The sequence below is a fragment of the Blochmannia endosymbiont of Camponotus quercicola genome (genome assembly GCF_059935335.1).
Genome location: NZ_CP011794.1, coordinates 468,051 through 493,478, shown reverse-complemented (window position 1 = coordinate 493,478; position 25,428 = coordinate 468,051). Strand labels below are relative to the sequence as shown.

The 25,428-nt window shown below is 29.2% G+C and carries 21 protein-coding genes and 1 pseudogene; 17 read left to right on the top strand and 5 right to left on the bottom strand.

All coding sequences use genetic code 11. From position 1 onward, the window contains the following. The first annotated feature begins 42 nt into the window (after positions 1-42). Together gpmA and CBquer539_RS02095 are read left to right on the top strand one after the other, a co-directional pair. Positions 43-744 (top strand): 2,3-diphosphoglycerate-dependent phosphoglycerate mutase, encoded by a 702-nt coding sequence (gene gpmA, locus CBquer539_RS02100; RefSeq protein WP_500836236.1) that lies wholly within the window; start codon positions 43-45, stop codon positions 742-744. 171 nt (positions 745-915) lie between these two features. Continuing rightward, complete coding sequence (locus CBquer539_RS02095; RefSeq protein WP_500836235.1) at positions 916-1,626, top strand: Bax inhibitor-1/YccA family protein; 711 nt, start codon at positions 916-918, stop codon at positions 1,624-1,626. 75 nt (positions 1,627-1,701) lie between these two features. Here CBquer539_RS02095 and ychF read toward each other — a convergent pair whose 3' ends face one another. From ychF to lolB, 5 genes are all read right to left on the bottom strand, one after another. Beyond that, entirely contained in the window at positions 1,702-2,784 is a 1,083-nt protein-coding gene (gene ychF, locus CBquer539_RS02090) for a redox-regulated ATPase YchF (RefSeq protein WP_500836234.1), read from the bottom strand. A gap of 101 nt (positions 2,785-2,885) precedes the next feature. Beyond that, a complete protein-coding gene (pth, locus tag CBquer539_RS02085) occupies positions 2,886-3,479 on the bottom strand; it encodes an aminoacyl-tRNA hydrolase (protein WP_500836233.1) in 594 nt (197 codons plus the stop codon). A 273-nt stretch (positions 3,480-3,752) separates the two neighbouring features. Further along, positions 3,753-4,700, bottom strand: a complete 948-nt coding sequence (locus CBquer539_RS02080; protein ID WP_500836745.1) for a ribose-phosphate pyrophosphokinase — start codon at positions 4,698-4,700, stop codon at positions 3,753-3,755. Positions 4,701-4,785: 85 nt separating this feature from the next. Further along, complete coding sequence (ispE, locus tag CBquer539_RS02075; protein WP_500836232.1) at positions 4,786-5,658, bottom strand: 4-(cytidine 5'-diphospho)-2-C-methyl-D-erythritol kinase; 873 nt, start codon at positions 5,656-5,658, stop codon at positions 4,786-4,788. Beyond that, positions 5,655-6,278, bottom strand: coding sequence for a lipoprotein insertase outer membrane protein LolB (gene lolB, locus CBquer539_RS02070; RefSeq protein WP_500836231.1), 624 nt, complete (start codon positions 6,276-6,278; stop codon positions 5,655-5,657). Before lolB ends, ispE begins: the two co-directional genes overlap by 4 nt. A 660-nt stretch (positions 6,279-6,938) precedes the next feature. On the opposite strand from lolB, the gene prfA reads away from it, so the two are divergent. From prfA to CBquer539_RS01995, 15 genes and pseudogenes are all read left to right on the top strand, one after another. Next, positions 6,939-8,024 carry a peptide chain release factor 1 gene (gene prfA / locus CBquer539_RS02065; RefSeq protein ID WP_500836230.1) on the top strand — a complete coding sequence of 362 codons (1,086 nt, stop codon included), beginning with the start codon at positions 6,939-6,941 and terminating at the stop codon, positions 8,022-8,024. Next, complete coding sequence (prmC, locus tag CBquer539_RS02060) at positions 8,024-8,875, top strand: peptide chain release factor N(5)-glutamine methyltransferase (RefSeq protein ID WP_500836229.1); 852 nt, start codon at positions 8,024-8,026, stop codon at positions 8,873-8,875. Before prfA ends, prmC begins: the two co-directional genes overlap by 1 nt. Before the next feature lie 317 nt (positions 8,876-9,192). Next, positions 9,193-10,026 (top strand): 3-deoxy-8-phosphooctulonate synthase, encoded by an 834-nt coding sequence (gene kdsA, locus CBquer539_RS02055; protein ID WP_500836228.1) that lies wholly within the window; start codon positions 9,193-9,195, stop codon positions 10,024-10,026. A 2,058-nt stretch (positions 10,027-12,084) separates the two neighbouring features. Continuing rightward, positions 12,085-13,308, top strand: a pseudogene (gene thrS / locus CBquer539_RS02050) (threonine--tRNA ligase); the annotation flags it as partial. 6 nt (positions 13,309-13,314) lie between these two features. Then, positions 13,315-13,854 (top strand): translation initiation factor IF-3, encoded by a 540-nt coding sequence (gene infC / locus CBquer539_RS02045; RefSeq protein WP_500836744.1) that lies wholly within the window; start codon positions 13,315-13,317, stop codon positions 13,852-13,854. Positions 13,855-13,956: 102 nt separating this feature from the next. Then, the gene (gene rpmI, locus CBquer539_RS02040) at positions 13,957-14,154 is read left to right on the top strand and encodes a 50S ribosomal protein L35 (protein ID WP_500836227.1); all 198 of its coding nucleotides are present in this window, start codon (positions 13,957-13,959) and stop codon (positions 14,152-14,154) included. A 79-nt stretch (positions 14,155-14,233) separates the two neighbouring features. Further along, on the top strand, positions 14,234-14,596 hold the full coding sequence (gene rplT, locus CBquer539_RS02035) for a 50S ribosomal protein L20 (protein WP_500836226.1): 363 nt from the start codon (positions 14,234-14,236) through the stop codon (positions 14,594-14,596). A 167-nt stretch (positions 14,597-14,763) separates the two neighbouring features. Further along, positions 14,764-15,756, top strand: a complete 993-nt coding sequence (pheS, locus tag CBquer539_RS02030; protein WP_500836225.1) for a phenylalanine--tRNA ligase subunit alpha — start codon at positions 14,764-14,766, stop codon at positions 15,754-15,756. Between the two features lie 15 nt (positions 15,757-15,771). Beyond that, positions 15,772-18,165: a phenylalanine--tRNA ligase subunit beta gene (gene pheT, locus CBquer539_RS02025; protein ID WP_500836224.1), complete on the top strand. Its 2,394-nt coding sequence runs from the start codon at positions 15,772-15,774 to the stop codon at positions 18,163-18,165. 593 nt (positions 18,166-18,758) lie between these two features. Next, positions 18,759-19,775 carry a lipoate--protein ligase gene (lplA, locus tag CBquer539_RS02020; protein ID WP_500836223.1) on the top strand — a complete coding sequence of 339 codons (1,017 nt, stop codon included), beginning with the start codon at positions 18,759-18,761 and terminating at the stop codon, positions 19,773-19,775. A gap of 452 nt (positions 19,776-20,227) precedes the next feature. After that, a complete protein-coding gene (gene sufA, locus CBquer539_RS02015; RefSeq protein ID WP_500836743.1) occupies positions 20,228-20,614 on the top strand; it encodes a Fe-S cluster assembly scaffold SufA in 387 nt (128 codons plus the stop codon). An 8-nt stretch (positions 20,615-20,622) separates the two neighbouring features. Then, positions 20,623-22,119, top strand: a complete 1,497-nt coding sequence (gene sufB, locus CBquer539_RS02010; RefSeq protein WP_500836222.1) for a Fe-S cluster assembly protein SufB — start codon at positions 20,623-20,625, stop codon at positions 22,117-22,119. A 69-nt stretch (positions 22,120-22,188) separates the two neighbouring features. Continuing rightward, the gene (sufC, locus tag CBquer539_RS02005; RefSeq protein WP_500836742.1) at positions 22,189-22,929 is read left to right on the top strand and encodes a Fe-S cluster assembly ATPase SufC; all 741 of its coding nucleotides are present in this window, start codon (positions 22,189-22,191) and stop codon (positions 22,927-22,929) included. After that, positions 22,910-24,199 (top strand): Fe-S cluster assembly protein SufD, encoded by a 1,290-nt coding sequence (gene sufD / locus CBquer539_RS02000; protein ID WP_500836221.1) that lies wholly within the window; start codon positions 22,910-22,912, stop codon positions 24,197-24,199. The genes sufC and sufD overlap by 20 nt, the downstream gene beginning before the upstream one ends. Continuing rightward, entirely contained in the window at positions 24,196-25,422 is a 1,227-nt protein-coding gene (locus CBquer539_RS01995; protein ID WP_500836220.1) for a SufS family cysteine desulfurase, read from the top strand. The genes sufD and CBquer539_RS01995 overlap by 4 nt, the downstream gene beginning before the upstream one ends. Positions 25,423-25,428 lie beyond the last annotated feature (6 nt).

Sequence of the window (25,428 nt, the reverse complement as noted above, 5' to 3'; positions counted from 1 at the left end):
ATTAATTTATGTCTTTGTAAATAAAAAATAAGAGAATAAATTATGAATGTAACTAAACTTGTTCTTATAAGACATGGAGAAAGTCAATGGAACAAAGAAAACCGATTCACTGGATGGGTTGATATAGATTTATCAGATAAGGGGCGCACTGAAGCGGAACACGCTGGTCAAACATTAAAGAAAAATGGCTTTTTTTTTAATTGCGGATATACTTCAGTATTAAAAAGAGCAATTCATACTTTATGGATTGTACTAGACCAATTAGATCAAGCGTGGTTGCCGATAGAAAAATCTTGGAGACTGAATGAACGCCATTACGGAGCACTGCAAGGATTAAATAAAGATGAAGCTGTAAAAAAATATGGTTACGAAACAATTCAGAAATGGCGGAGAAGTTTTGATATTATTCCTCCAAATATTTGTGAAAACAATCAGTTTACCGCAACAAATGATAGTCGTTATGAAAATATCAAAACTGATGAATTACCTAATAGTGAAAGTTTAGCGATAACTTTAAAAAGAGTGATCCCGTATTGGAACCACTCTATAGTACCTCAGCTTAAAAAAGATAAAACCGTTATTATCGTTGCGCATGGCAATTCTATACGCGCTATAATAAAATTTCTAAATAACTTAAATGAGTCAGAAATATTTCAAATTAACGTACCAACAGGTGTTCCGTTGGTATATGAATTCAATAAAGATACGTGTCCTATTCAATATTATTATTTAAATAAATATTAAACAATGTTTTTTGAATTTAGTTATTATCTGAATTATATAATATTTGATATCTATTGAATTTTTATATTTATTTTAAGATAATGTTTGCAACATTTTATTTGCTCACGTGATTTTTTTACGATATAATCCATAAAAGATTTTGTATTTCAATTATTTTTGAAGGTGATAAGTATGGATCGATTTCCCCGTTTTCAAAGCACAGTGTCGGAACGAGTTAATAACGCAATACAACCATATATATTGCAGGTGTTTGGTTGGATGTCTTGCGGATTATTATTAACTGCTTTTGTTGCTTGGTATGCTTCTCAAACTCCAGCAATACTTCAAATATTATTTTCTAATCAAATAATATTTTTTAGTTTGGTTATTGGTCAATTGGCGTTAGTGTTCGTTCTTTCTGGGATGGTAACACGATTAAGCGGATCTTTAGCGACTACATTATTTATGTTGTATTCGATGCTAACAGGTTTAACTTTATCCAGCATATTTATATTATATACTACATCTTCTATATCTAGTGCATTTGTAGTGACATCTGGTATGTTTGGCGCTATGACGCTATACGGGTATACTACTAAACGAGATTTAAGCAGTTTTGGTAATTTGTTGTTTATGGCGTTAATTGGTATGGTATTAGCTTCAATAGTCAATTTATGGTTAAAAAATACAGCTTTAATGTGGCTTATTACGTATGTTGGTGTTATTATATTTGTTGGTTTAACCGCATATGATACTCAAAAGCTTAAATCTATAGGAGCTTCTTTATCCATAGAAAATCAAGACCAATTTCGTAAATACTCAATTATAGGAGCATTAACTTTATACTTAGATTTTATTAACTTATTTTTGATGATGATTCGTATTTTTGGAAATCGTCGTTAATTATAATAATTATTACGTATAATTTAATACACTATGTCTATAAACAGACATTTGAATGTTTATAGACATAGTGTATTAAATTTGGAATAAAAATTTAAGTATATCTCCGTCTTCTACGCAATAATCCTTGCCTGCATAGCGTATTTGATTGGCTTTCTTGGCGCCTAACTCTCCATTATATATAATAAAATCATTGAACTTAATGACTTGAACACGAATAAAACCCTTTTTAAAATCACTGTGTACTTTTTTAGCAGCTTCTAACGCGGTAGTTCCAATTACGCACGTCCAAGCACGTGTCATGTTTAAATTAATAGTAAAAAAAGTACATAAATTCAATACAGAAAAAATAGCATTAGCTGTGTCATACAATATAATTTTTTGCTGTTTTGTAACTGTTTTAACATAATTATTTTTATTTTTTAATAAAGACAATATTGCACAACATGAAATTAATGGCACATGTTCATTAGATGCAATTATACGTAATTTCTCTAAATAGATGTTATCCGTATCCGTAACAGTTTTTTCATCAATATTAGCAACATAAATGATTGGTTTAATAGTTAAAAAATTAAATTTATCAATATTTACTTGTTCTGTTTTAGAAAAATGTATTTTTCTTAAACAGACACCATCGTACAGATGATCCAAACATTTTTTTAATACAAATAACTGTTGTTCAATGTTTTCGTCCTTCAATTTAGATTGCTTTTGCAAAGTGCAAATATTTTGCTCACATTGTAAAATGTCAAATAATATGAGTTCAGTATTAATAATATTTACATCTCTACAGGGATCTACATTATTAAAAATGTGAATAGTTTTATTATTATCAAAACAACGTACCACATGGCATAATACTTTTGTTGATCGAATATGATTTAAAACTTGGATACCCATGCCAATACCTTGAGCAGCCCCTTTTATTAAACCCGCAACATCTATAAATTTCATCGTGCTATGAACTGTTTTATATGATGGTATGATGTTTGTTAGTTGACATATACGTAAATCAGGTATATACACCATAGATATATTGGGTTGGATAGTACAGAAAGGGAAATTAGCTATTTTAACAGATTTATTAGTTAACACATTAAATAAAGCGGACTTACCCACATTTGGTAATCCAATAATACCGCATTCAATTTGCATAAATAACTCTTTAATAATTATAATACATGTATATTACAATTAAATGTTAGGAAATAAATGTTTTTACTATAAAAGTTAAAAAATTTTCTAGATTAGTATTTTCATAAAAAATCAGGTTTGTAAGAATGTAGTTGATTCATAACTTCAATAAATTTTTTGTTAACTATACTTTCAGTGTGCCGTATTGCTTCGTTGATGGCATTGTCGATCTTATTTTTTTCACAAATAGTTGGTTTATTTAAAACGAAATCAATTACTTTATTTTTATCACCAGGGTGACCTATTCCAATACGTAAACGATAAAAATTACATTTATTATTAAGTCTAATAACAATATCCTTTAATCCATGATGACTATCATTATTTTTTTCTCCTAATTTAATACGCACTACACCTGGTGACAAATCAAGATCATCATGCGCTATTAATATTTCTTGTGGAGACAATTGATAAAAATCAACACATTTAGATATTGAAAATCCATTATTGTTCATATATGAATTTGGTATTAACAAATGTACAATATTGTGTCCTAATTTTAATTGCCCGATACGTCCATAGAATTTCTCATTCTTACTTAGCATTAAACTATATCGTTTCGCTAAAAACTCAACATATTTAGAGCCGAAATTATGCCTAGTATTAAAATAACTTGTTCCAATATTACCTAATCCAGCAATGAGCTTAATAGTCATTTTACACACACAAAATTATTACATGATCGTATAAATTATAATTTCATTAACATTAATTATTTATGATTTTAAATATATTTGTTGTTTAATTAAAAATATATTTAAAACAACTTAATGGTTTTCAAAAGTGTACCTTAATATTTATAATATTTATTTTTATGAGTTACTGCCCTTCTGCCATTAAAATAATAATAATCCGAATTAGATAAAAAACATATGATTTGTATATATATATATATTAATATTTCGTAAAGTATACAAGCATAATCTTTTTTAATGTTCAAACATAGCAGAAATTGATTCTTCATTGCTAATGCGACGAATTGTTTCGGCAAGCATACCAGATAAAGTTAATACACGTACATTAGCTAAAGATTTTATTTTCGATTTCAATGGAATAGTATCACAAACGATGATTTCATCGATCATAGAATCGTGAATATTTTCATAAGCATCACCAGAAAAAATAGGATGAGTAGTATATGCAAATACCCGGCAAGCTCCTTTTTCCTTTAAAACATCTGCGGCTTTGCATAATGTTCCTCCGGTATCAATCATGTCATCTACCAATATACAATCACGATTATAAACATCTCCGATAATATGCATAACTTGAGAAATATTGGCACGAGATCTTCGTTTATCTATAATTGCCATGTCAGTATCGTTAAGTAATTTTGCAATAGCACGCGCACGGATTACTCCTCCAATATCTGGAGATACTACAATAGGATTATTAAAATTTTGTTGCATCATATCCTCTAATAGAATTGGACTTCCAAAAACATTATCTACTGGCACATCAAAAAAACCTTGTATTTGTTCAGCATGTAAATCTACTGTTAAAATACGATCCACTCCTACACTAGATAAAAAATTTGCTACAACTCTGGAAGTAATGGGTACTCTAGCCGATCGTACTCGTCTATCTTGTCGGGCATAACCAAAATAAGGAATTACGGCAGTAATTCTAGCAGCTGATGCGCGCCTTAATGCATCAACCATAACAATCAATTCCATTAAATTATCATTTGTTGGAGCGCAGGTAGATTGAATAATAAAAACATCCCCACCACGTACGTTCTCATTAATCTGCACACTTACTTCTCCGTCACTAAAACGACCAACAGAAGCCTTGCCGAGATTAATGTATAATCTGTTAGCAATACGTCGGGCCAGTTCTGGAATAGCATTGCCGGTAAAAAGTTTCATATTAAAAATATCTCATAGTTTTACATTTAATGAAATATCGGTACTTGTATAGCGCATAATGACAATACCGAGGCAGTATTTATTAGCATGTGAATTATAATACGAATGTAGTGCATTTTAATAATTTTTGATGTAGTGGGGATAAATTTATTCCTCGCGTTACAATACTTTTAATCCATGATGGCAAACAATTTTGAACTTTATATGCAAGATATTCAGTACTAAATTCAGAAAAAATACAGGAACCTGTTCCTGTAAGTCGTGCCGACGCAAACCTCGATAAACATGTAAAATACGTCTGTATTTCAGGAGATATTTCTTTTATAATTTTTTCGAAATCATTACGAAACGGTACAGATAACAACTCTTGCATTCCACGATATGGAGAATAGCAATAATTCCCTAATTCATACATTCTAAAAAACCACGAAGTACTGATTTTAATCGGTGGTACAAGAATAAGATACCACTTCTCAGGGATAAAAACTGGCGATAACACGTGGCCGATTCCTTCAGCAAATGCTGAATGACCATATATAAACACTGGTATATCAGCTCCTAATGTCAAACCTAAATTCATTAAAACATTGATATCACAATAACAGCGCCATTGTTGATTGAGCACCAATAATACAGTTGCAGCATTAGAAGAAGCGCCTCCTAAACCAGAACCGATGGGCAACATTTTATCAATAAAAATATCTGCACCAAGTATTGGTTTTTTATTTGCCCAACAATGATGTTGCAATAATTTTGCTGCTCGTATAATTAAATTATTACTATACACTAAATTACCCATAGAGGTAAATAACCGAATTTTACCATTATTTGTTACAAATATTTTGAGAGTATCACCATACTCAATAAATTGAAATAACGTTTGTAAATAATGGTAACCATCTACACGGCGTCCGGTGATATATAAAAACAAATTAAGTTTTCCTGGAGAAGGCCATTGATAGTTCACAGTATATTCCAGTTGTTTATTATTAACTTAATATGATGTTGATCGTAATACGCTTCCAAAACTTTAGGTAGAATTGGTATATTATTAATATGATAATAATGATAATATATAGATATATTATCATTATTATAACAACAATTTATATAAGATAGACAACCGATAGAGTTCAGATTATATTCTGTATTGCTGCCAGGTAGCCCAAGAATCCATTGTTGTAATTGTTCTAAAAAATAGCTAATATCTATATCTGTAAACCATTTTTGCATTTCGTTTTTAAAATCATTATTTTGATTAATTGTACCGCTTAAAATACAAATCACTCCATTTTCTACAGATACAGAAACTATAGTTAATCCAAAAACATTAAATATTTTTATGTAATAACTACTGTTATGATTATGATTATAAATAAATCTAAAATGCATTTTTCTTTGGTGATTAACTGTATAAATAATAGTACCTTGTGCTTGATAATGAAATATTTGGGATATTAATTTTTTATGATTATTCCACATGTATATCAATTTATCTTCATAAAAGTTAAAATTCTGATGATAAACACAAGAAACACAAATAAAAATTGCTATACCAAACAATCGAAAACACGTACATTGATACATTTAAATAATAAATCTTACAGAAGTTATTCTTAAAAAATATAAATTTTATTTATTGTATTCACGTTCAAGCTGCTCTTAAATACAATCATTTATCCACTAATCAATAAAAATAATATTTTTAATCGTGAAAATGATTATCAAAGCTATTTTATTTTAACGTTTGTAAACAATAGCTTACAGTGTTTTTATTTAATTTTAAATTTCAATGTTTTAATTTGTTATTATTAATCAATAATATACACATGTATACAACATCATGATTATAATATGAATAACAATGATACTTAAGTTTTATAGATTAATGATACAAGTTGACGTTATTTTAGTGATTTTAATTTCATATACAAATGTAATCCCCAATAATTATTTTAAAAACTGTTTAATGATAGATACTTATCGTTTTATATGTTTTAATAAAAAATAAAAAATAAATTATTTTATAAATATAAAAATATGTGATATTATTACGGTATGTTGGTACAATTAATATTGTGCATGATAAACACGCAATACATATTTTACAATAAATAGATCAAAAAATATTATCCAAACAAAACTTTATAAATTCAAATTATATTGATAGTTATTAATGTCATTAATTTTATTTAAACAAAAGAAAGTCTATCTCGCCTTAATATATAAATAAATATATATATATGTATGAATCCTGCTATTATAAAACAATTAATGGTCTTGCAAGAGCGTTTTAGTGTTTTAGAAAAATTACTTAGTAAACCTAATATCATTTACGATAAAAAACGTTTTTGTATGTTATCTAAAGAACATACGCGGTTATCTGAAATAGTTGTGTGTTTTAGACGTTGGTTAGATATAAAAAAAGAAATAATTAATACAAAAGAAATGCTTGCAGATATAGATATGTATGATATCGCTCAAGATGAGTTAAGAACATGCTATTTACATAAGCATAATCTTGAGCGGAACTTAAAAATATTACTATTGCCCATAGATCCTAATGATAAATTAGGTTGTTTTATTGAATTACGAGCTGGGACTGGTGGAAAAGAAGCAGCAATTTTTGCAGGAGATTTATTCCGAATGTATGCTCGTTATTCAGAGATACGTCAATGGAAAATCGAAATTATTAATATCACTTATGGAGAATGCGGTGGTTATAAAGAAATTATTGCTAAAATTCCTTATAGAGGTGCATATAGTCTGTTAAAATTTGAATCTGGGGGACATCGAGTGCAAAGAATACCGCATACTGAATCTCAAGGTCGAATTCATACGTCTACTTGCACGATCGCTGTAATTCCAGAAATACCAGATATTGAATTACCTAATATTGATCCTCATGATTTAAGAATTGATACTTTTCGGTCATCAGGGGCAGGAGGGCAGCATGTAAATACTACCGATTCAGCAATTCGTATTACTCATATACCAAGTGGATTAGTCGTGGAATGCCAAGACGAACGCTCGCAACACAAAAATAAGGCTAAAGCATTATCAGTACTAGGTTCTCGATTACATGCTATTGAAATAAAACGTCGACAAAAAGAAATATCTCACACCCGACGTAATTTGTTAGGCACTGGAGATCGATCTGATCGAATTCGCACATATAATTTTCAACAAGGTCGCATTACTGATCATCGTATTTCTTTTACATCATACAAATTAAATGATATAATGAATGGAGAGTTAGATATTTTGATACAACCTATTATTAATCAACATCAATCTGATCAACTTAACCAATTATTAGAGTTATTAGAATAATGACATGGGATCAGTGGTTGCATTGGGCTCGTTTAATACTAAAAGAATCTATGAGCCCAAAAAGAGATGCAGAAATTATTTTAGGACAAGTCACTAAAAAGTCTCGTACTCAATTGTTAGCTTTTGGAGAATCATTATTAGAATATGAGACTATTATTGAGTTAGAATCTTTAATTCATCGCAGAAAAAAAGGAGAACCTATAGCTTATCTAATTGGTTCAAAGGAATTTTGGTCCTTAAACCTTCAAGTTTTACCAGGCACATTTATTCCTAGACCAGATACTGAATGCTTGGTGAGGCACGTGTTCAGTTTATTACAAGTACCTCACTTAAATGTTTTAGATCTAGGTACCGGAATCGGTACAATAGCTCTAGCTCTTGCATCAGAACGACCAAGATGGAGTATTACAGGAATAGATTGTCAGAAGAAAGCATTATTTGTTGCTCATAGAAATAAACTCTTACTCAATTTTAAAAATGTAAAATTCATATATGGAAATTGGTTTAAATATTTAATGGGGGAAAAATTTAATCTCATTGTCAGTAATCCACCATATATTAATAAACATGATTCATGTTTACAATCTAACGACATGATTTTTGAGCCTAAAAATGCATTGGTATCAGAAAAATCAGGATTAGCAGACTTGACAGCAATTTGTAAATGTTCCACCCAATATTTGCATCAAAATGGATGGTTAGTTTTGGAACATGGCTGGAACCAAGGAAATTATATGCGTGCGTTATTTTGTAGATTTGGATTTACTCATGTTCATACAATACGTGATTATCATCATTATGAACGTGTAACATACGGAAAATGGCAATCGCATTGCAAACTTACACAATAATACATGTTTGTCTGTTAAAATAGACAATTTCAAGTAACTAAATGAAAAAATCAATCCAGACAAATTGAGATTTAAATTATATCAACAATAAGATATTTACGTTTATAAAGATTATGTTTATGTAATGTATAGAGATTAAAAGTTAACTACTCTTTCCATATTATAGTGAGTCGATGACACTGAATTACAGTTTACTCTATTATTACAATGATTTATATACTATTTATTGAATAAATAAGTAAATAATTAATGCTTGCTATAATAAAATTTATAGTTTTATGTAGTTAAAATTAAAAAATTATTTGGGAATATAGTATATGCAACAATTGATAGTTGATATTGCCGATATAAAGGTATCAAATAGTTTACCGTTTGTGTTGTTTGGAGGAATGAACGTTTTAGAATCACGAGAGATAGTCATGAAGGTTTGCGAACATTATGTTGATGTAACTCATAAATTGAATATACCTCATGTATTTAAAGCATCTTTTGATAAAGCAAACCGTTCATCAATTGATTCATATCGTGGGCCAGGATTAGAAGAAGGTTTACGCTTGCTCCAAGAATTACAGGGAATATTTGGAGTTAAACTCATGACTGATGTACATGAAGTTTATCAAGTCAAAATCGTATCAGAAGTAGTAGATGTACTGCAGATTCCTGCATTTTTAGCTCGTCAAACTGATCTAATCACATCTGTCGCCCAGACTGGGATGCCAATTAATATAAAAAAACCGCAATACATGAGTCCAACACAAATCGTACATGTTGTCGATAAATGTCGTTCATTTAGAAATAAAAAAATAATTTTATGTGAACGGGGAACGTTATTTGGTTATGATAACTTAGTAGTGGATATGTTAGGCATTAATGTTATGAATCGCGTGTCAGGAGGTTGCCCAATAATAGTAGATGTAACACATGCTTTACAAACGCGTAATCCGCTAAGTCCTATTTCTGGGGGGAAAAACATACAAATTTATGATATAGCTAGAGCCAGTATAGCAGTAGGTATTGCTGGATTATTTGTTGAAGCACATCCCAATCCACATTATGCTAAGTGCGATGGATTTTCTGCATTACCTTTAAATCAATTAGAACATTTTTTAAAACAAATGAAATCCATCGACGCACTAGTCAAATCTTTTTAAAAATTGCATACTTGAAATATTGAATTAATCATAAAAAATACCTTATTTCAATTTAAATTTTTATTAAAAAGTATTAAATACATAATGTTTTTTTAATTTATAAAAATATTTTAAATTGATTTTATTTCGATGTAATCAAAAACGTTTGTAACTCTAAAATTAGAGTATCATGGTTATATCTGTTTAAAATATTTTTATAACTTTGCATAATTAAAATAAATGCCAATATTTCTAAATTAAATTTTTATTATGCATCGGTACTGATGATAAGTTAACAAATATGATTATAAAAATCATCATTAATACAAATAGATTTAAATTGTTTAAAAAAATAATATTTATTAACGTCAAAATTTATTAGATATCTTGTCATTTTTTGTTTTAAATATTTATTATTATTATTATTATTATTATTATTATCTAGATTGAAGTTTCTATTAATGATATTAATATTATTAAATTAATAACAAATACCAATGGATAATATTTAAATCACATATATGTTTATTTATTATGATAAGTGTGTTTAATTTTTAAATAAAAAATTATATCGGCCATATATATATCAAGAATGGGTATGATATAATATAACATTAAATAAAAACTTGTGTGATATATATATCAGTTATCTATTAACGTTATTTTTTTAAAATTTTTATATATTTTATTTTAGAAAACACTTAAATAATGCCAGTTTTTGATATTTTGTATATTAATGAAAATTTTAATAAGGAATTACAGGCTGTAAATATTAAAATTTATTTAATAATTAACTATAAAATTGTTGAGGATTTACAAAATAAATAATTTTTATGAACCCAAGGTAATAAAGGTTATAAATTTTCTAAAAATAGATTTATTGATACAACAAATAACATTATTTACTAGTTATATTCTATGTATTTAATAAAATGTAAAAAACATCAATATCTGTACATGAATGAATCGAGCACACTTGTTATGAAATGCACATGTATTAACAAAAAATATATTATGATTATTAATCAATTTAAAACACGTCAATTACCAATTAAATTAAATACAGTTTTTGAGTTTTATGTTCCACGCGTAACAGCATTATGATAGAATGTTTAGTTGTCACTGTATGATACAATAGACTATTGTATCATACAGTGAACTTGGATTCTATTCCAAACGCTTTATTATTTGCTTTAAAATAGACTATTATATTATTGTATAGATACAATAATATAAATACAGAATAGAATGTTTAATTTTAGTAAATTTATATTAGACATATAGTATATGATATAAAAAATGAAAAATAAATTTAAAAAAAAATTAAGCTCCTATATAATAAACAACTATAAATATATTAACAATATAAAGAACCGTTGATGCTTGTCAACATTTTACAAAACGAAAATCAACATCAATATAATAATTCTGTATTGTCTCTACAAGTTTCTAAGTATATGGATGTGAATTTGTCTAAAAATTATATAGTCACACACAGATCAATGATAAGATGATTGATATTATTTGATGTAATATATCATCATATAGCATTATAGTCTGTTAACGCAGAAAATGCAGGAATCATATATGATTCACACGTTCTTGTGTACATTTATTAGAGTATGAATGAAATAATTGTGGTGGCTTGCAACTAAAATGGCGCTTAATTTAACAACAAACACAAGATTTTTTGTTATGGTGTATCTCAATTGTCGCCTTAAGAAAAATGACCTAACAATTATAACAGATCATGCTTACTACGCATTAACAACAGTTATAAAATTATAAAAAATTACTTAAAACAAACTAATAATTTTTTCGTTTGGTGAGAAATATATAAAGTTCAGTATTAAATGAAATATTAACCCTACTAGATATGTGGATGATGCTATCATGATGAATATATATGTGGAGTGAACCACGTAAACCCAACATGCATTTTTTATTGGAATTGTAATTATATAAGATAGGGATTTTTTATATCTTATTGGATCAGAAACAACAAAAAAATAAAAAAATTACACATACTTCTGGTTGTTCTAGAATTAGATAACAATAGTATATAACTTACAACATATGTTACAAGCACTTAAAAAAAATGATCATCGCAATCTTGCGAAACAGTTACACCTATATCATATTCAAAAAGATGCTCCCGGTATGATATTTTGGCATCAAAATGGATGGGTTTTATTACAAGAATTAAAAAAATTTATACGAACACAACTTAAATCATATAAATACCAAGAAGTCAAAAGTCCTGTTATGATTAATCATGAATTATGGAAAAAAACAGGCCATTGGGATAATTATCATGAACATATATTTACTACTGCTTCAGAAAATCATGATTATTGTATTAAACCAATGAATTGTCCGGGACATATTCAAATTTTTAATCAGGACGTTAAGTCTTACAAAGATTTGCCTTATCGAGTGGCTGAGTTCGGCAATTGTCATAGAAATGAACCATCTGGATCTTTGCATGGACTAATGAGAACGCGAGAATTTACCCAAGATGACGGTCATATTTTTTGCACAAAAACGCAAATATTTGATGAATTAAATTACTGTATTCAAATGATGTATGATGTATATAATACCTTTGGTTTTAAAACAATCTTAGTAAAATTATCCACTCGTCCTAAAAAACGAATTGGCACGGATTTAATATGGGATGCAGCAGAACAACATTTATCTACCGCGTTGAAACATAATAATATCTCTTTTCAATATCAACCTAATGATGGTGCATTTTATGGGCCTAAAATAGAATTTACTTTGCTTGATTCTTTAGATAGAGCTTGGCAGTGCGGTACAATACAATTAGATTTTTCTTTGCCAAATTTGTTAAACGCGCGTTATATCGATCATCACAATAATCGTGTAGCTCCCATAATGATTCATAGAGCAATTCTTGGTTCCATGGAACGATTTATTGGTGTAATTACAGAAGAATATGTAGGATTTTTTCCAACATGGTTGGCTCCAACGCAAGTTGTCTTAATGAATATTACTGATAAACAATCCGAGTATGTTTCTATTATAGAAAAAAAACTAATAAATAAAAAAATAAGAACAAAAGTAGACTTGAGAAATGAGAAAATAGGATTTAAAATTCGCTATTATACCTTACAACGCATACCTTATATGTTAATTTGTGGAAATCAAGAAGTAAGTCATAATACAGTATCTATACGTACTTGTCGAGGTAAAGTACTAAAAAATTGTAATGTTGATATATTTATAAAAAAATTACTACACGAAATTCACAATTACAGTCTCAATCAAATGGAGGAATAACATATTATTAAATTCGTAAAAAAAATACAATCAATACGATTAAATCGTATTAATAGAGAAATTAGTGCTAAAAAAGTTCGTCTAACTGGAGTAGACGGCAAACAAATTGGTGTAGTTAGTTTATATGAAGCACTGAAACAATCCGAAGATATTGGTCTGGATTTAGTGGAAGTTAGTCCTAATTCTGATCCGCCTGTGTGTAGAATTATGAATTACGGTAAGTTTCTGTATGAAAAAAATAAATCAACAAAAGAACAAAAGAAAAAACAAAAGGTGATCCATGTTAAAGAAGTAAAATTCAGACCAGGCACTGATGAAGGAGATTATCAAATTAAGTTACGTAATTTAATTAAATTTCTTAATGAAGGAGATAAAGTTAAGATTACACTGCGTTTTAGAGGTGGAGAGTTAGTGCATCACCAACTTAGTGCAAAGATGCTACACCGAATACGTGATGAATTACATGAATTAACAACAGTGGAATTTTTTTCCAATAAAATTGAAGGACGTCAAATGACTATGATTTTAGCGCCAAAAAAGAAATAATAAGTTGTACGTGTCATCTAATAAGATTAGATAATAGTTTCTCTATCTAAATCTTAGCAGCAAATGAAATATATAATTAAAAAAGGTTATAGAGGTTGATTTATGCCTAAAACTAAAACACTCCAAGCAGCTAGCAAGCGGTTTAAGATAACAGCTTCAGGAAAATATAAACATAAGCATGCTTATATGCGGCATATTTTAACAAAAAAATCTACAAAACATAAGCGTCATTTACGTAAAAAGTCTGTACTTTCTAAAATTTATGCAACCACAATCATGCAATATTTACCATATATATAGATTCAATATTATTGTGTTTATTAAACATAATATTAAATTATTATGCTGTCTCTTACATCATTAGGAGAGTCATATACACATGACACGCGTAAAAAATAGTGTAGTGGCACACGCTCGCCATAAAAAAATTTTAAAAAAAGCAGCAGGTTATTACGGTGCTAGGTCTCGTACTTATCGTGTTGCCTATCAATCGGTCATAAAATCTGGGCAATATTCTTATCGTGATCGTCGTCAGAAGAAACGTCTATTTCGGCGATTGTGGATTAATCGTATTAATGCTGCATCACGCGAATATGGTATTTCTTACAATTACTTAATAAATGGATTACATAAATCTGATATTTGCATTAACAGAAAAGTGCTTGCTGAAATAGCTATTTTTGATAAAAAGACTTTTTCTACTTTAATCGATAAAGCAAAGATTAATTTAGAACAAGTATAATATACTCAAGTTAATATAACGAATGTATGATAACAATACCACAAAAACGGTATCAATGAGTATCATCTCATTGATACCAGTTAATTAAATTTATTTTGTATACAACCATAGTTGTGTATATAAAATTAAGTGAATAAAATCGTATATATATGCGCACGGGAATATTTATGTCATTAGACTTCGTAAACAATTTAATTTTGCTAGCAAAATCAGATATCGTGCAATCTAATAATATCTCTGCTTTAGAAGCAGTACGTATTAAATTTTTAGGTAAAAAAGGATACTTAAATCAACAAATTAAAAATCTTAGTTATAGTCCATTAGATATAAGACCTAAATTAGGGGCAGCCATTAATCAAGCTAAAAAAGATATATACGCATTATTTATCGAACAAAAAAATATTTTAAAATCAAAAAATATAAATAACATCTTAGTTACTGATATATTAGATGTCACTTTACCTGGGCGTTTGTCGGAAATAGGCACATATCATCCAATAACAAGCACTATAAAACGTATGAAGTTTTTTTTTCATTCTGTAGGGTTTTCCGTAACACATGGCCCAGAAATTGAAAATGATTATTTTAATTTTGATGCTTTAAATATTCCTGCATATCATCCCTCTAGAGATGAACACGATACCTTTTGGTTTGACGAAAAACGTTTACTTCGCACACACACTTCTGGTGTACAGATACGCGTTATGACCAACAAAACCCCTCCAATTCGTATCATTTCTTTTGGACGAGTATATCGTAAAGACTACGATCACAATCATACACCTATGTTTCATCAAATGGAAGGTTTAATGATAGATTCTAACGTCAATTTAAGTCATCTAAAAACAATATTATATGACTTTTTACACAATTTTTTTGAGAAAAATATCGTTTTACGTTTCAGACCATCTTATTTTCCATTTACAGAACCATCCGCAGAAATAGACGTAATGAATCAAAAAACTGGAAATTGGTTAGAACTTTTGGGATGCGGTATGGTGCATCCCAAAATATTACGTCATGTTGGCATTGATACAGAAAAATTTTCAGGATTTGCATTTGGCATAGGAATAGAGCGACTAACAATGTTACTTCATAATATTGAAGATATACGAGTTTTTTTTAAAAATGATTTACAATTTCTTAATCAATTTAAGTAGTATAGAGATATTTAAATGAAATTTAGTGAAATGTGGATACGTGAATGGATAAATCCACCTATTAGTAGTGTTGAATTAGTTGATCAATTAACCATGGCTGGATTTAAAGTTAATGAAGTAAAACCTGTTTCTAATATTTTTTATGGAGTAGTTATTGGCGAAATTGTAGAATGCAAAATACATCCTAATTTTCATAATATGCGAATAATAAAAGTCAATAACGGTGCTAACAAATTACTAAACATTGTTTGTGATGCTTCTAATTGCCGTAAAAATATGCGAGTAGTTGTTGCCAATATAGGAGCGGTATTACCAAACGGAGAGAAAGTTAAATTAACTACTATAGAAGGGAAACAATCAGAAGGAATGTTGTGTACTTTTTTAACATTAGGAATAGTTAATCATACAGTAGGTATAATAGAATTACCTACGGATGCGCCTATTGGAGAAAACTTTTACAACTATTTGCGTTTTAATGATAATATTATTGAAATAAACATTACTCCTAATCGGGGAGATTGTCTTAGCATAATAGGTATTGCTAGAGAAATAGCAGCCATTAATCACCTAAAATTAAAAAAAACACAAATAAAATCAATTATACCAACAATTAATGATACCATTCCCATCTCAGTTGAAGTTCCAGACGCATGCCCACAGTTTTTAGGAAGAATTGTGAAAAATATTCATATTACTGCCCCCACACCTTTATGGATAGCAGAAAAATTACGTCGCTGCGGAATCTGTTCAGTTAACACAGTGATAGACATTGCCAACTATGTATTATTGGAGCTAGGCCATCCGATTCATATTTTTGATTGTGAAAAAATTGATGGCAATATAATACATATACGTTTCTCTCAAAACGGAGAAATGCTGAAATTACCTGACGATAATAACAATATAAAATTATTTCCAAATACAATAATCATATCTGATTGTAACAAACCATTATCAATAGCTGGGACAATTATTCCTAATCAATATTCTGTTTGTTCTGCAACTCGTCATATAATGTTACAATCTGCTTTTTTTGCTCCATCCGCCATTGCGGGTCAATCCGTGTTGTATCACATGCATGATCTTTCTTCTTTTCGTTATACACGAGGAGTTGACCCAAGTATATCTAAATTAGCTTTAGATCGTATTACATCATTGTTACTAAAAAGTTGCGGCGGTTATCCTGGCCCAATGATAAGTGTAATTAACAAAGATATGTTGCCAAAACCAACTAATATTATATTAAACCGTACTAAATTAGACAAAATTATTGGATTCCAAATTTTAGATCAAGAAATTACGCATGTTTTACAAAGGCTTGGTTTTCAAGCAGAATTTTCAAATAAAATTTGGAAAGTACTGACACCAACTTGGCGTTTTGATATATCTATAGAAGAAAATTTAATAGCAGAGATAACACGTATTCATGGATATAACAACATCCCTCATGTGTTTATTCGTACAAACTTGATAACAGATCGTAGTCGTATGTCGACTATATCATTATCAAAAATAAAAAATCTATTAATAAATCGTGGTTACCAAGAAATAATAACATATAGTTTCGTAAACCCTAACATTCAAAAATTATTACACCCACAACAAATTCCATTAATTTTAAAAAATCCAATTACATTGGACATGTCGACTATGCGGCTGTCTTTATGGGCTGGATTAATCAAAGCAATGATCTATAATCAAAATAGACAACATAAGCAAATCAAATTATTTGAAAGCGGTATGTGTTTTATTCCAAAAAAAACCGCTGAAAATCAAGTACATGAAAATTTTATGATAGCTGGAATACGATCTGGATTCAGATTTAATGAACACTGGGATCTAACAGCATACCCAGTGGATTTTTATGATATAAAAGGAGATGTAGAGGCGTTATTAAATATAGCTAACAAACTAAGCTGTATTAGATTTAAAAAATATTTGCATCCTGCCTTACATTCTGGTCAAAGCGCAGCAATTTATTTAAACAATATATGTGTTGGATATATTGGGATGATTCATCCTAGTATACAAATTAAATTAAATTTACGTTCACAGGTATTAGTCTTTGAGCTATCATGGAATATGATTGCTCAATATGCATTACCTACAATTACTACCATTTCTAAATTTCCTAAAAATTGCCGTGATATTTCCATAGTAGTGCCAAACGATGTTTCTGCAGAATCTGTTATTACCGAATGCAAAAAAATAGCTAATGAGGATCAATTAGTTGAAATCAAATTATCTGATGTTTATAAGGGTCAAAATATCTCAAAAGGTTTTAAAAGTTTTACTATCAAATTATTTTTACAAAGTAAAACTCATACTTTAAAAGAAGAAGAGATTTCTGATGTTGTTAATAAATGCTCGACGATTTTGAGAGAGCGTTTTCATGGAATCTTAAGATAATAACGGTACATTATTATTATTATTTTGATAATATATGAAATTCTATCAAATGTTGGAAAAATAATGATAAATAAATTATTTTAAATAAAACTATTATATAATGTACATATAAATTTTTTAATTCTTTTAATTACACAATTTTCAAAAAAGAAAAATATCTTATATGCCATTATTATCTCTCTCATATATAGATAATAAATATCTGATGCAATTGAATTGTATAATTTTAATTATTTGATAAAAATATCTGTAATTGTTTTAAAATTTATTAAGTGAAACGTTAAATTCATTTACGGAAGAATATTTAGTTGTTTCTACATATATAGAATATAATATTTCCATACAGTCATAAATACACCATACTATTTTAATATCAAATCATGATGAAAATAATGTACATTGTAAATGATTAATCATCTGTGTTGATTGCATGTAATTATAAATAAACATCTAAAACACATATAAAAATTTATTTTCAATATTGATGATTTAATAAAAAATGATTTTAAATTACTATTATTAATGATAACATGATATTGTATTTATATATACAATTGATACCTCAAATATTATAGCCCGATAGAGGAGGAACTATGTGTTCTTTGCGGTTGTTATTATCTGACTCTTATGATCCATGGTTTAATTTATCACTTGAAGAGTATATTTTTAAAAACATACCTAAAAAACAATCCATATTGTTTTTATGGAGAAATCAAAATACAGTAGTTATAGGACGTGCTCAAAATGCATGGAAAGAATGCAATACTCGTCGTATGAAACGGGATGGTATTAAACTAGCTAGAAGGAGTAGTGGAGGCGGGGCCGTGTTTCATGACTTAGGTAACACCTGTTTTACCTTTATCTCCACTCAAGAACATTATGATAAGAGTGTATCCACTAATATAGTTTTGAATGGATTAAGTCATATTGGGATTAAAAGCATCGTTTCTGGACGAAATGATATTGTCATACGTACAGCAGACGGAGAACGCAAGATTAGTGGCTCTGCATATCGTGAAGCGTCTGGACGTAAATTTCATCACGGTACACTGTTATTACATGTTGACATTGATAAACTCTCTTATTACCTTAATCCAGATTTTAAAAAGTTAGAGACTAAAGGAATAACCTCTATTAGATCACGAGTTGCTAATTTAAATGAACTGAAACCTGGTATTGATCATCAAGAAGTATGTCACGGATTAACGGAGGCATTTTTCCAATACTATGGAATGAAGGTGAAACCGGAAATATTATCTATAGATAATTTCAATAGTGTGCCAGAGTTTTTTGAACAGTTTAACAAACAACGTGACTGGAACTGGAATTTTGGTAGCGCTCCTGCATTTACACACCAATTAGATACCCGTTTTAATTGGTGTAGCGTGACATTACACTTCGACATAGAACACGGAATTATTAATCGTAGCCAGGTTTTTACTGACAGTTTAGAACCAGATCCTTTAGAAAAATTAGCAACAAAGCTAGTAGGTATACCATATAACGATAAAAGTATCTTGTATTGTTGTAAAGAATGGATAAAAGATTGGCCTCAATATAAAAAAGAATTATCAGAAGTTTCTAATTGGTTGGTTAGCAACATATCTTAGTTCTTTAATTTTCATTGTTAGTTTTATATACTAACTAACTTATTAGTTAAGACTTGAGGTTTTACATGGTTATACATGTGCATTTATACTCACTAATTATAATAAATGTAGTTTTCAATATGAATTGAATTTTATAAATGTAAAATAAGAAAATCATTTCAAAAGGACACTATAAAAATGGATGCAAACAATATATTAAGCCTATCTTTAATGCATATCTATTTCAAGAATGCTAAATTAAAATTTTAATGCTCATTAAATTAAATATAAAATTTGTATTTTTTATCAAAATAATAATATGATGAAAAAATTAGTATTTCTACTATACTAAATTATATATGTTGTCATATAACATGTGCATATTTTTATGTTTGTAAATATTTAGTGGAATAAAAATAATTAAAATATTTACTTCGGGAAAATATTGCATGATAGATTTAAAGGAATTTATCATGAAAAATGATATCAAACAAAATACACATTATATACCAAAAAAACATATTTCTTGGAATGGTCTAACCCTAACTGATTCGGCAGCGCAGCGAATTCTTCATCTAATAAATAAAAATTCTAATATATTAGGATTAAAAGTAACCATAAAAAAATCAGGATGCGCAGGATTTACATATCTTATGGATAAAGTTACATCATTAGATAATGATCACTTAATTTACGAACATAATGGAGCTAAGTTATTCGTGCCGTTGCATGTAATGCCATTTATTGATGGAACCGAATTAGATTATGTACAGGAAGGATTAAATCATATGTTTAAATTTAATAACCCTCAAGCTCAATATTCCTGTGGGTGCGGTGAAAGTTTTGGCATTGAAAAATAGGTATTATTATGATACGCAACAACTCTAACATATATGACATCAAAAAAAAATTAACACAAAATGATGATTCATATTACAAAGAAGGGTTTTTTACTAAATTAAGTAATGAGGAACTCAAAAAAGGTATTAATGAAAATGTGATATATGCTATTTCAAAAATAAGATCAGAACCAAAATGGATGTTAGAATTTAGGCTTGCAGGTTATCATGCTTGGTGTAATATGCAAGAACCGCATTGGTTAAAAGGCAATTATCAAACACTCAATTATAATTCCTACAGTTATTTTTCTGCTCCATCATGTACAACTGAAAAAACTGACCACAAAACACAAGACAATACAAACATCATTTCAAATAAATCAAAATATTTAACCAAAGAAGTAGAAAAAACCTTTAATAGACTAGGTATACCGGTTCATGAAACAGGAAATGTAGCAGTTGACGCTATCTTTGACTCAGTTTCTGTATCTACTACATTCCGTGCTACTTTATTAAAAAAAGGTATTATTTTTTGTTCATTTCACGATGCTATTCGCGATTATCCAGATTTGGTGCGCCAATATTTAGGAACTGTGGTGTCTTTTAAAGACAATTTTTTTGCTGCACTTAATGCCGCGGTTGTATCTGATGGTACGTTTGTATATATTCCCAAAAATGTATATTGTCCTATGGAGCTTTCAACTTACTTCCGAATGAATTCTAAAAAAACTGGACAATTTGAACGTACTATTTTAATCGCAGATGCAGGTAGTTATGTAAGTTATATTGAAGGATGTTCCGCTCCAAGACACAATAATTATCAACTTCATGCAGCAGTTGTAGAAGTTATCGTGCTAAAAGATGCTCAAGTAAAATATTCAACCGTACAAAACTGGTTTTCTGGTAACTCACGTTCTCAAGGTGGCATTTTGAACTTTGTTACTAAACGAGCATTATGTGCTGAAGAAAATTCTAAAATGTCTTGGACTCAATCTGAGTCTGGTGCTGCTATCACTTGGAAATACCCGAGTGTAATTTTGAAAGGAAAAAATTCTATTGGGGAATTTTTTTCAGTTGCTGTCACTAATGGGATACAACAAGCAGATACTGGAACAAAAATGATTCATATTGGAGAAAATACACGTTCGACTATTATTTCAAAAGGAATTGCTCTCGGAAACAGTCAAAATACTTACCGAGGATTAGTGAAAATTATGAAAACTGCTGTAAATTCACGTAATTTTACACAATGTGATTCCATGTTGATAGGCAATAAATGTGGGTCTCATACGTTTCCTATCATTGAATCACATAATAATAGTACACAGCTAGAACATGAAGCTACAACTTCACGAATCAGCGATAATCAGCTATTTTATTGTCGACAACGTGGAATTAATGAAGATGACGCTATTTCTATGATTGTCAATGGATTTTGCAAAGATATATTTTCTAAATTACCTTTAGAATTTTCTGCAGAAGCACAAAAATTATTGGCAATTACTTTAGAACACAGTGTTGGATAAAATCTTATATTTTAAGGATTTTCAAAAAGCATAGCCAGCCCATAGCCATTCAAACAAGGAGAAATCATGATGTTATCAATAAAAAATTTGAATGTCAGTGTAAAAAATATGTCCATTTTAAAAAAGTTAAATTTAGAAATTAATCCTGGTGAAATACACATTATTATGGGGCCTAATGGATCGGGAAAAAGTACATTATCTGCCACTTTATCTGGTCAACATGATTATATTGTTACTGATGGAGAAATATTATTTAAAAATAAAAATTTGTTACTTCTAAAACCAGAAGAACGTGCCGGTGAGGGGATTTTTGTAGCATTTCAACATCCAGTAGATATTCCAGGAATTAGTAATCAATTATTTTTACACAGTGCTGTTAATTCTATACGTAAGTATAGACACCTACCTCTTATGGATCGATTTAATTTTATTCAACTTGTTCAAAAAAATATGGCATTATTAAAAATGCCTGATGATCTTTTAACTCGATCAGTAAATGTTGGATTTTCTGGAGGCGAAAAAAAACGTAACGATATTCTTCAAATGATGATGTTAGAACCATTGTTGTGTATTCTTGACGAAACAGATTCTGGCTTAGATATCGATGCGGTTAAAATTGTGTATAATGGCCTTAATATATTAAGCGATAAAATGCGTTCATTTATTATCATTACTCATTACCAAAGAATTTTAGAATATATTAAACCAGATTATGTTCATGTGTTGCACAAGGGTCGTATTATAACATCTGGTAATATTTCTTTAGTAAAAGAGCTTGAGGAAAAAGGCTATGGTTGGTTATCTGAATAATAAAAATAGAGTATTAAATGAATGGTATAAATTATTTAAGCAAAAAAATAATATTAATTTAAGTTTGACGCATAAATATTGGGATCGAATTAAAATACTTGGATTACCGGGCATTAAAGATGATTATTGGAAACATACTGCGCTGGAAGAATTATTAACATATAATTTTGATTTTTCTGAAAATAGTAAACTAAATACTTCTCAATATAAAAAATTGGGATTCTCTATGGATTCTTATCGTTTAATATTTATTAATGGTTTGTTTTCCCCTGAATTAAGCGATAAAAACATTGATCCATGGATAATCAAAATTAATCGAAATCCCAATCGTCATGACATAACTCATCCCATTCAACCAGAAATGTTTTTATATTTAACTGAATGTTTAAGTGATGCAACAATACATATAGATTTACCTACAAAAAAAATAACAAAAAAACCATTATATTTGCTGTATATTAATGAAGGCTCTGATATAAAAAATAAATTGATTACATCACATTATAATCATCATCTTAAAATTGGGCACGATGCCGATACGTGTGTTATAGAACATTTTATTAGTACAAATAAAAATGCTCACTTTAGTGGTGCACGCATGTCTATGACAACAGGAAATCAATCCAGCTTGTACCATGTCAAATTAATATTTGAAAATCACGCGAGTTATCATATAGCACATAATGATATTCATGTGGGACAATCTTCCCAGGTCAACAGTAGTATCTTTGTTATTCTTGGTCCTAAATTCACATGCCATCAAACTAGTGCTCAAATCAATCACTCAGGATCATCTTTGTCATTAAATAGTTTAGTTTTGTTATCAGAACAAGATGTTGGAGATATACGTACTTATTTGGAACATAACAATCAAGAATATGCATCGAGTAGGCAATTACATAAAATAATTGCATGTAATTGCAGTACCGGTGTGTTTAATGGATTAATAAAAGTAAATCCAGATTCTGTAAAAACTGATGGAAAAATGATAAGTAACAACCTATTGTTAAACAAAGATGCAACTATTAATAGTATACCTAGGCTTGAGATTTACTCTGAAGACGTGAAGTGCAGTCATGGAGCAACAATAGGGCACATTGATGCTAATCATTTGTTTTATTTAAGTACACGTGGTATTCCAAAAAAAGATGCTTTAAAAATGCTTATTTATGCTTTTTCCATTGAAATTACAGAATCAATTGAGAATACTGTATTACAGGATGTTGTACTAAGAAGAATTGATAAAGCTCTGACAAGGATCAAAATATGACAATTTATCCTATAGAAACAATTAGATCAGATTTTCCTATATTAAGTCGAATTATTAATCAGTATCCTCTTACTTACCTTGATAGTGCTGCATCCGCTCAAAAACCTAATATTGTCATAGACTCACAAACTAGCTATTATAGACATGAATATGCTGCCGTACATCGAGGCATTCATACATTGAGTACTGAATCAACTCATCAAATGGAAACAGTACGCTTACATATCGCTAATTTTATTAACGCATCTAGAGAAGAAATCATTTTTGTCAAAAGTACTACTGAAGCTATTAACTTGATTGCCAACAGTTGGGGGCACAATTTTATAAATTGTGGAGATAATATTATTATTAGTGAAATGGAACATCATGCTAATATTATTCCATGGCAAATGCTAGCAAAACGCAAAAAAATTATATTACGTTATATACCATTAACTCCTAACGGTACATTAGAGGTATCTAGTTTATCAAAACTAATTGATAATCGTACTCGATTATTATCAATATCTCATATGTCTAATGTTTTAGGAACGATCAATCCATTGACAGAAATAATTAATATAGCACGAAAAAAAAGTGATGCTCTGATATTAATAGACGGTGCTCAAGGAATTGCGCATCAATCAGTAAACGTACGAAAGTTAGATTGTGATTTTTATGTATTTTCTGGACATAAGATATATGGGCCTTCCGGTGTTGGTATTATGTATGGAAAAAAAGAATTACTTCAGAAAATGCCCCCATGGCTCTTAGGAGGCGGAATAGTTAAAAATGTAAGTTTAATTCAAGGTGCGACATTTATTGATTCCCCTTGGAAATTTGAGTCAGGCTCTCCTAATATTAGTGGTATAATAGGGTTAGGGAATGCTATTAAATACATCAATACAATAGGTATTGAAAAAATTTATGATTACGAAAATCAATTAATACATTACGCTGTAGATACATTAAAAAACATTCCAGATTTGATATTATACGGCCCAAATACACGAGTTGGTATTATTGCTTTTAATTTAGGACAGCACCATTCATATGACGTTGGGATGTTATTAAACCAATATGGCATCGCTATACGCACGGGGCATCATTGTGCGATACCCACGATGAATTATTTTGCAGTACCAGGTATGTGTCGTGCATCATTAGCTATGTACACAAACACAGAAGATATTGATCGTTTAGCAAATGGACTAATGCAAGTGCAACATTTATTGAACCAATAACAATTA